This is a genomic window from Vibrio sp. 1069 (genome assembly GCF_033340555.1).
The window spans coordinates 97,590-105,731 of sequence record NZ_JAWOWP010000017.1; the positions used below are offsets into that span (position 1 = coordinate 97,590).

Below are 8,142 nucleotides of genomic sequence, written 5' to 3' on the forward strand. Positions count from 1 at the left end.
CAGTTTACTCTTCTTCTTCCACTAGCTCAGGCTTACTTGCACGTCGAGCTTCAGGTTTGTGGGTCAGCTTGTTCAATTGTCGTTCTAGTTTTTGCTCCACTTCGTTGATAGCTGCGTAAAGATCTTCGTGAGTTGCTGAGGCAATGAGCTGGCCTTTAGGAACTTTGATAACCGCTTCGAATTTCTTCTGTTTGTTTGGTTCCTCACTGAAAGTTGCTTGGCAACCAATTAGGTCTACTTGCCATTTCTCCAGTTTTTTAAATTTGCTCTCAATATGAGCTCGGATTGCAGAGGTGATTTCGATGTTTTTGCCAGTGATATTCATTGTCATAAGTGTTTTTCCTCTGTTGCATCCCTCATGGGTTGAGTTCAGATTACCGCTTTAAGCATAAAAAAATGTGATTCAGATCATTATTTTGCTCGGGTTTTTTATGATGAAAAATGAATGTGATCTCACTCAAGAACTTCTGAGATTTATCGTGAAATTGCTTGTTATCGGTTAGTAAATCCGTAGATTGGGTAGAGTACTCAGCTGAAAACGGCCTCGTTTTTAGGGAAGTTTTACGGCCTAATATTTGAGGTGGTTAAAATTTAACTACACGTAAGGTGTGATGACGATCACTGAGTCTTTCCAATGAATCCATTTAAAAAGCCGCTTACTGTACAAGCGGCTTTTTACTGTCTGGCATTTGGCTGACTTTTCGTAGCGGTATCATGAAAATGGGGTCTTTTGGGGCTAGTGAAACCCTTTCTAGACTTTTGACTTGGTCCAAGCTTTCTAGTTGTTTGTATATTATGTAGTAGCGATTAATGCTTGTGACGTACCCAACCGTTGAGCTTAAACTTTTCCGCATAACGACTTCCACGTTATTAAACCAAACATTAGGATCGTAACCTTGTTGGGCTGCACGCTTACGAATACGCTCTACATTGCCGGGGCCCGCATTGTAAGCCGCCAATGTAAAGTAGAGTTTATTTTGTGCAGTAATATCAGGATCACTGAAGTACTGCTTACGCAAAAAAGCTAAGTATTTCACTCCAGCATGAATGTTGTTTTCTAATTGTCGAACATTTTTGATATTGATATTCGGATCTTGAGCGGTGCTGGGTAGGACTTGCATTATGCCAACGGCACCTCGGCTTCCAACTAGGTCGTTATTAAATCCTGATTCCTTGTAAGCGATTGCAGCGATCAGTAAATAGTCGATATCGTATTTCTCACCATAGCGTGAAAATAGCGCTGCGAGTTTTTCTAGTTGAGCAATTTTCTTAGGGTTAAGAGCTCTGTTCAACCATCCCGTGTTATCGATGTATTTACTGTAAATAACGTTACCGAGTAGTGTCCCAGAGCGAGACTTCTGGATGAACTTATTCACGACGGCTTTTAATTTGGGACTATTTTCTCGCATTGCCCAAGCAATTTTGCCATTTTTGCGGATAGGGATTTTTTTGTGAACCCGAATATCATCCATCACTTTCAGCCAAAGCTTGGCTTTATGGCTATCGAGAACAATGGCTTTGACGTAACCATTGTTGAGCATTCCGACCAGCTCATAATCTTGAAGTGTTTCTTCAATAAAGTGCACGATAACAGGCGGTAAGCCTTTTTTGTTTAGTTTCTTATTTAGTGTCTGAATGCTTTCAAAGTAGCTAGAGCTGGCGCGCACCCAAATCTCTTTGCCGCTCAGTTGTTCGATTTTCGTCATCGTTGGTGTGCTTTTGTTTGTCACTACCCACTCTTGAATGTCAGTGAGAATGGGTGAACTGAACTCCACTTTCTGTTTGCGCGTGTCGGTAATAGTCAGGTTGGCGACAACTAAGTCACCTGAACCGTTTTCTAAGGCTGGCAGTAGCTGGTCGCGGGCAACAGGAATAATTTGTACGTTAAGCTTTGGTTTGAGTTTACGAAGGTCTTTTTCGAAATGCGCCAGCAATTCCGCGCCTATGCCTTTTGGTGTGCCGCCCTCAATGTAGTAAAAGCCTAAATCAGCAGAAACTAAGACGCGCAGTACATTCTTCTCCTTGATGACGTCGAGGTCCCCAGTATAAGGAGGCTGTTTGAGCGGCGAGATTTGCAGTGCGCAAACGGAAGCAGACAATAGGAGCAGCATAACTGCGCAAAGCTTAGATATCGTCACGTTCACATCCTTTTTATAAAGGGGGGAGGAGAACTTTAAGCATATGTGGAGCTAGGAAGATCATCAAGAAAGGGCTGAATACACTATTGAGAGTAATAAAAAACCGCCACGGTAAAAACGGTGGCGGTTCAGTTTAAAGCAAGTTCAATTACTTCACAGGGTTGAGCTCTATAAGCTTTTCAGTTCTTGCTACGGCGTCTTCCAAACCAAGTTGCTTGTAGGCCTCTAGCTGGATAGTCAGTGACTTACGTGCAGCTTCTGTGTCTGGATACGCTTTTTGTAGCTCTTGGCTGCGATTAATAGCAGCGACCCAAGCTTCACGGCGAAGGTAGAAGTCAGCAGTCGCTAAATCATAGTTCGCTAGACGGTTTTTCAGCGCGACCATACGTTTTTGTGAATCTTCTGCATATGGGCTATTCGGGTAACGTTGAAGTAGTTTTTTGAAGTCATCAAACGCTTTTTTTACCGGTTCAGGATCGCGATCGCTTCGATCTACGCTGAATAAATCATGCATAAAGTTACGATCTTGCGCCATGTGGCTTAGACCTCGCATGTACAGCACCCAATCCATCTTTTCATGGGTTGGGTTTAAACGCATAAAGCGAGAAATGGTTGCCAAGCCCAAAGCAAGGTCGTCGTTTTTGTAGTACGCATAGATTAGGTCAAGCTGCACCTGTTCAGAGTAGGCACCGAATGGGTAACGTGAGTCTAATGCTTCCAGTTTCTCAATTGCAGAAAGCCAATTACCACTTTGAAGAGAAATCTGTGCGTCTGCATACAGTTCCGAAGGCGGCACATCAGGAACGATTTCTTCTTTGCTTGCACATCCAAACAGAAGGGATACCGCTAAAAGGCCTGTTAAAGTCTGACGTTTCATATCAGGAGTCTGTTCCTTGAATCTAAATATTTCTTAAGCTGCCGTTACTTTCTTTCCAGTAACAGATACAATGACGTAATAGTCTATTTTTTCACAGTCGTGAGCATTAGTCTCACAGTTTTTAAAAAAGTTCGATATGGCTCAGCAGATTGTATTAACAAATACCGTAAAAGATAGCCAGTTAGGTCAACGTTTAGACCAAGCTATCGCCGAATTATTCGCGGACTTCTCTCGCTCGCGCCTAAAAGAGTGGCTGCTTGATGGGAAAGTTCAAGTTGATGGTGAAGTTGTCACTAAACCTCGTACCAAAGTAATGGGTGGCGAGGAAATTACATTGCAAGCCGAGTTAGAAGATGAAGAACGCTGGGAAGCGCAAGATATCCCGCTAGATATCGTCTATGAAGATGAAGATATTATCGTTATCAACAAACCTCGTGACTTTGTGGTTCATCCGGGCGCTGGTACGCCTGATGGCACTGTGCTTAATGCGTTGTTGCATCATTACCCTGATATTGCAGAAGTACCTCGTGCAGGTATCGTGCACCGTTTGGATAAAGACACAACGGGTTTGATGGTGGTGGCGAAAACCGTTCCTGCACAAACTCGTCTGGTTCGCGCACTGCAAAAACGTAATATTACTCGTGAGTACGAAGCGATCGCTATTGGTCGTATGACTGCGGGCGGTAAAGTGGATCAACCTATTGGTCGTCACTCTACTAAGCGCACGCTTATGGCGGTGGCACCAATGGGCAAACCAGCAGTAACGCACTACCGTGTTGCTGAACGCTTCCGCGAACACACGCGTATTCGTTTGCGTCTAGAAACGGGTCGTACGCACCAGATTCGTGTGCACATGTCTTATCTTCAGCATCCGCTGCTCGGTGATATTGCATATGGTGGACGTGCTCGCATCCCGACAGGTGCGTCTGAAGAGCTAACGGCAATGATCCGGGGCTTCGATCGCCAAGCATTGCACGCAGTAATGCTGCGCTTTGAGCACCCAATTACGGGCGAAGTTCTTGAGTTTCATGCTCCAGTGCCTGATGACATGGTTGTGATGACTGAAGCGCTTCGTCAAGATACAGAAGAGCACGGCTTACCGGAAGAATTCTAATATGAAGACGATCATTCCGAACTGGCCAGCGCCTAAAAATGTCAAAGCTTTCGCCTCAACACGCATAGGCGGATTTTCGACAGGCCCTTACCAAGGGCTAAATTTAGGTACTCACGTTGGGGATGATTTGTCTTTAGTAGAGAAGAACCGAGCTTGGTTGGCGCAACAGGCAAGCATGCCAAATGCGCCAATCTGGTTAAACCAAACGCATTCAACCGTTGTGGCTCAAGCAAATGAACCAACAACACAGGTGCTTGATGCGGATGGTGTATTTACTTCTTCAAGCCATGTTGTTTGTTCAGCGATGACCGCCGATTGTTTACCTGTATTATTGACTAATACACAAGGTACGCAAGTAGCCGCTGTTCACGCAGGTTGGCGCGGCTTAGCAAATGGCATTGTCGAAAATGCGTTAGCGTTGTTTTCTGGTGAAGTGATAGCGTGGCTTGGCCCCGCCATTGGCCCTCAAGCCTTCGAAGTGGGTGAAGATGTTCTGCAAGCTTTTGTTGATTTTGATTCACAGGCGAATCAAGCATTTGCTCCACGCGATATCGGCGGTAAATGGTTTGCTGACATGTCGGTGCTGGCAACGCAACGTCTAAACCGGGCTGGTGTGACACAAGTGTTTGATTCTGGACTTTGTACTTACCAAGATAAAGCCTCTTTTTACTCTTATCGCCGTGATGGTAAGACTGGTCGACAAGCAACCTTTATTTGGATCGAAGACTAGCTATAAGCACCAAAGTGCTAAGATGCATACTACTATTTTTGCAAAGCTATCTTTATTCATTCACTCCCTTGAAATTCCCCACCCGAGTATCCATCTTTCTAACTGTCAAAAGAATTTCCTTTAGTTGAGGTTAGGAAGGTAGATATGCGTCTTGATCGATTCACAAGTAAGTTTCAAATCGCTATCTCTGATGCTCAATCACTAGCGTTAGGGCGCGATCATCAATATATCGAGCCAGTTCACCTCATGGTGGCTTTGCTTGATCAAAATGGCAGTCCAATTCGTCCATTGCTTACTATGCTGGATGTGGACGTAACGCATTTACGCTCTAAATTGAGTGAAATGTTAGATCGATTACCAAAAGTCAGTGGCATCGGTGGGGATGTTCAGCTCTCTAGCTCGATGGGCACATTGTTTAACCTGTGTGACAAAGTGGCGCAAAAGCGTCAAGACTCCTATATCTCGTCTGAAGTCTTCCTGCTTGCCGCTTTAGAAGACCGCGGACCATTGGGGCAATTACTCAAAGAGATCGGTTTAACAGAGCAAAAAGTCAGCCAGGCAATCGAAAAGATCAGAGGTGGTCAAAAGGTCAATGACCCGAATGCAGAAGAGCTTCGCCAAGCATTGGAAAAGTTCACCATAGACCTTACCGAGCGTGCAGAGCAAGGTAAATTAGATCCTGTTATCGGTCGTGATGATGAAATCCGTCGTACTATCCAAGTATTGCAGCGTCGTACTAAAAACAACCCAGTGATTATCGGTGAACCAGGCGTAGGTAAGACAGCAATTGTTGAAGGCTTAGCGCAGCGCATAGTTAACAATGAAGTACCTGAAGGTCTGCGTGGTCGCCGTGTGCTATCACTGGATATGGGCGCACTGGTTGCTGGTGCTAAATACCGTGGTGAATTTGAAGAGCGTTTAAAATCAGTATTGAATGAACTTGCTAAAGAAGAAGGCAACGTCATCCTCTTCATTGATGAGCTACACACTATGGTCGGCGCTGGTAAAGGTGAAGGCTCAATGGATGCGGGCAACATGCTAAAACCGGCATTAGCTCGTGGTGAGCTGCACTGTGTTGGCGCAACAACATTGGATGAATATCGTCAGTACATCGAAAAAGATGCAGCATTAGAACGTCGTTTCCAAAAAGTGCTGGTGGATGAGCCGACCGTTGAGGATACCGTGGCGATTTTACGTGGCTTGAAGGAGCGTTATGAGCTTCATCATCACGTCGAAATTACTGACCCAGCGATTGTTGCTGCGGCGAGCTTGTCACATCGCTATGTCTCCGACCGTCAGTTGCCGGATAAAGCGATCGACTTAATCGACGAAGCGGCTTCAAGCATTCGTTTACAAATTGACTCTAAGCCAGAGTCCTTGGATAAGCTTGAGCGTAAAATTATCCAACTCAAAATTGAGCAACAAGCACTAAGTAACGAGCACGATGAAGCGAGTGAAAAGCGTTTGAAAGCGCTTAATGAAGAACTCAATGAAAAAGAGCGAGAGTATGCTGAGCTAGAAGAGGTTTGGAATACAGAAAAAGCAGCTCTTTCTGGCACTCAACATATTAAGTCTGAGCTTGAACAAGCTCGTATGGACATGGAGTTTGCTCGCCGTGCTGGCGATCTAAACCGTATGTCGGAGCTTCAATATGGTCGTATTCCTGAACTTGAGAAGCAGTTAGATCTTGCAACCCAAGCTGAAATGCAGGAAATGACGCTATTGCGTAATAAAGTAACCGACAACGAGATTGCAGAAGTACTTTCTAAGCAAACCGGCATTCCGGTATCCAAGATGCTAGAAGCGGAAAAAGAGAAACTACTTCGTATGGAAGACGTGCTGCATAATCGTGTGGTAGGGCAAAGCGAAGCGGTCTCTGTTGTATCGAATGCCATTCGTCGTAGTCGAGCTGGGCTTTCTGATCCAAACCGACCAATTGGCTCCTTCTTATTCTTAGGTCCAACTGGTGTGGGTAAAACAGAGCTTTGTAAGACACTTGCGAGCTTTATGTTCGACAGCGAAGATGCGATGGTCCGTATCGATATGTCTGAGTTCATGGAGAAACACTCAGTGGCAAGATTGGTGGGTGCGCCTCCAGGCTATGTCGGATATGAAGAGGGTGGTTACTTAACGGAAGCGGTTCGTCGCAAGCCGTATTCGGTAATTTTGTTAGACGAAGTAGAGAAAGCGCATCCGGATGTATTTAACATTCTGCTGCAAGTTCTCGATGATGGGCGTTTAACGGATGGTCAAGGTCGTACTGTTGACTTCCGTAATACGGTTGTGATCATGACATCTAACTTGGGTTCATCTCGTATCCAAGAGAATTTCGCAACATTAGACTATCAAGGTATCAAGAGTGAAGTGATGGATGTGGTTAGCAAACACTTCCGCCCAGAGTTCTTGAACCGTGTTGACGAAATCGTGGTGTTCCATCCACTTGGTCAAGAACACATTAAGTCCATTGCTTCTATTCAATTGGAACGTTTGGCGAAACGACTAGAGGAGAAAGGCTATCAACTAGAAGTTTCCGACAAAGCGCTCGATTTGATCGCTCAAGTTGGTTTCGATCCTGTGTATGGTGCGCGTCCTTTAAAACGTGCAATTCAGCAGAATGTCGAGAATCCGTTAGCCAAATCAATTCTGTCTGGTGAAATCGTTCCAGACAAGACAGTGCAGCTAATTGTTACTAATGACCAAATTTGTGCTCATCAATAATTGTATGGATACAGTAAAATTGAGATAAAAATCACACTAAAGGGGCCGTTTGGCCCCTTTTCTATAGTTTTTTAGAGTCTTTTGTCTGTTTTCTATACGAATAAACTAAAAAGGTGAGTTTTTTTAAAAAATGCACTTGTGTTCTTTAATGAACTCCCTATAATTCGCCTCCGTTGTCACGGGAAAGCAAGTGAAGCGGAACCTAAACAACTACGGTTAGTGAGTTAAAATTAACTCGCAGATAAATAACTTAAAAAAGTGTTTGACACGATAAGTTATCTAGCTAAAATAGCCGTCCACTTTGAAGAGAACTTCGAAGTGTGCTCTTTAAAAATATAGACCTATCAATCTGTGTGGGCACTCGTTGATGATAATCCAATTAGAAGCTTAGGCTTAAAATTAGGTTTCAATGATACGAAGTGACCATTGAATCGAAAGATTCAGCACAGTCAATTCAAACATTACTTCTGCTATTTATTAGCGAAAGGAATGTTCAGTATTCATTGAGCCGAACAAAATCTTAAATTGAAGAGTTTGATCATGGCTCAGATTGAACGCTGGCGGC

6 protein-coding genes are annotated in these 8,142 nt (G+C 44.2%); 3 read left to right on the forward strand and 3 right to left on the reverse strand.

Going from position 1 to position 8,142, the window contains the following annotated elements; genetic code table 11:
- Nucleotides 1-4 precede the first annotated feature (4 nt).
- From hpf to bamD, 3 genes are all read right to left on the reverse strand, one after another.
- Nucleotides 5-331, reverse strand: coding sequence for a ribosome hibernation-promoting factor, HPF/YfiA family (hpf, locus tag R7040_RS20495; protein ID WP_005381889.1), 327 nt, complete (start codon nucleotides 329-331; stop codon nucleotides 5-7).
- 325 nt (nucleotides 332-656) lie between these two features.
- Nucleotides 657-2,138 (reverse strand): lytic transglycosylase F, encoded by a 1,482-nt coding sequence (locus tag R7040_RS20500; protein WP_311764764.1) that lies wholly within the window; start codon nucleotides 2,136-2,138, stop codon nucleotides 657-659.
- 148 nt (nucleotides 2,139-2,286) lie between these two features.
- Nucleotides 2,287-3,015 carry an outer membrane protein assembly factor BamD gene (gene bamD / locus R7040_RS20505; RefSeq protein WP_005381876.1) on the reverse strand — a complete coding sequence of 243 codons (729 nt, stop codon included), beginning with the start codon at nucleotides 3,013-3,015 and terminating at the stop codon, nucleotides 2,287-2,289.
- 136 nt (nucleotides 3,016-3,151) lie between these two features.
- Between bamD and rluD the strand changes: the two genes are divergently transcribed.
- From rluD to clpB, 3 genes are all read left to right on the forward strand, one after another.
- Nucleotides 3,152-4,129 (forward strand): 23S rRNA pseudouridine(1911/1915/1917) synthase RluD, encoded by a 978-nt coding sequence (gene rluD, locus R7040_RS20510; RefSeq protein WP_005381875.1) that lies wholly within the window; start codon nucleotides 3,152-3,154, stop codon nucleotides 4,127-4,129.
- Between the two features lies 1 nt (nucleotide 4,130).
- Entirely contained in the window at nucleotides 4,131-4,859 is a 729-nt protein-coding gene (gene pgeF, locus R7040_RS20515; RefSeq protein ID WP_318096949.1) for a peptidoglycan editing factor PgeF, read from the forward strand.
- A gap of 144 nt (nucleotides 4,860-5,003) precedes the next feature.
- On the forward strand, nucleotides 5,004-7,577 hold the full coding sequence (gene clpB, locus R7040_RS20520; RefSeq protein ID WP_005381873.1) for an ATP-dependent chaperone ClpB: 2,574 nt from the start codon (nucleotides 5,004-5,006) through the stop codon (nucleotides 7,575-7,577).
- The last annotated feature ends 565 nt before the right edge of the window (nucleotides 7,578-8,142 follow it).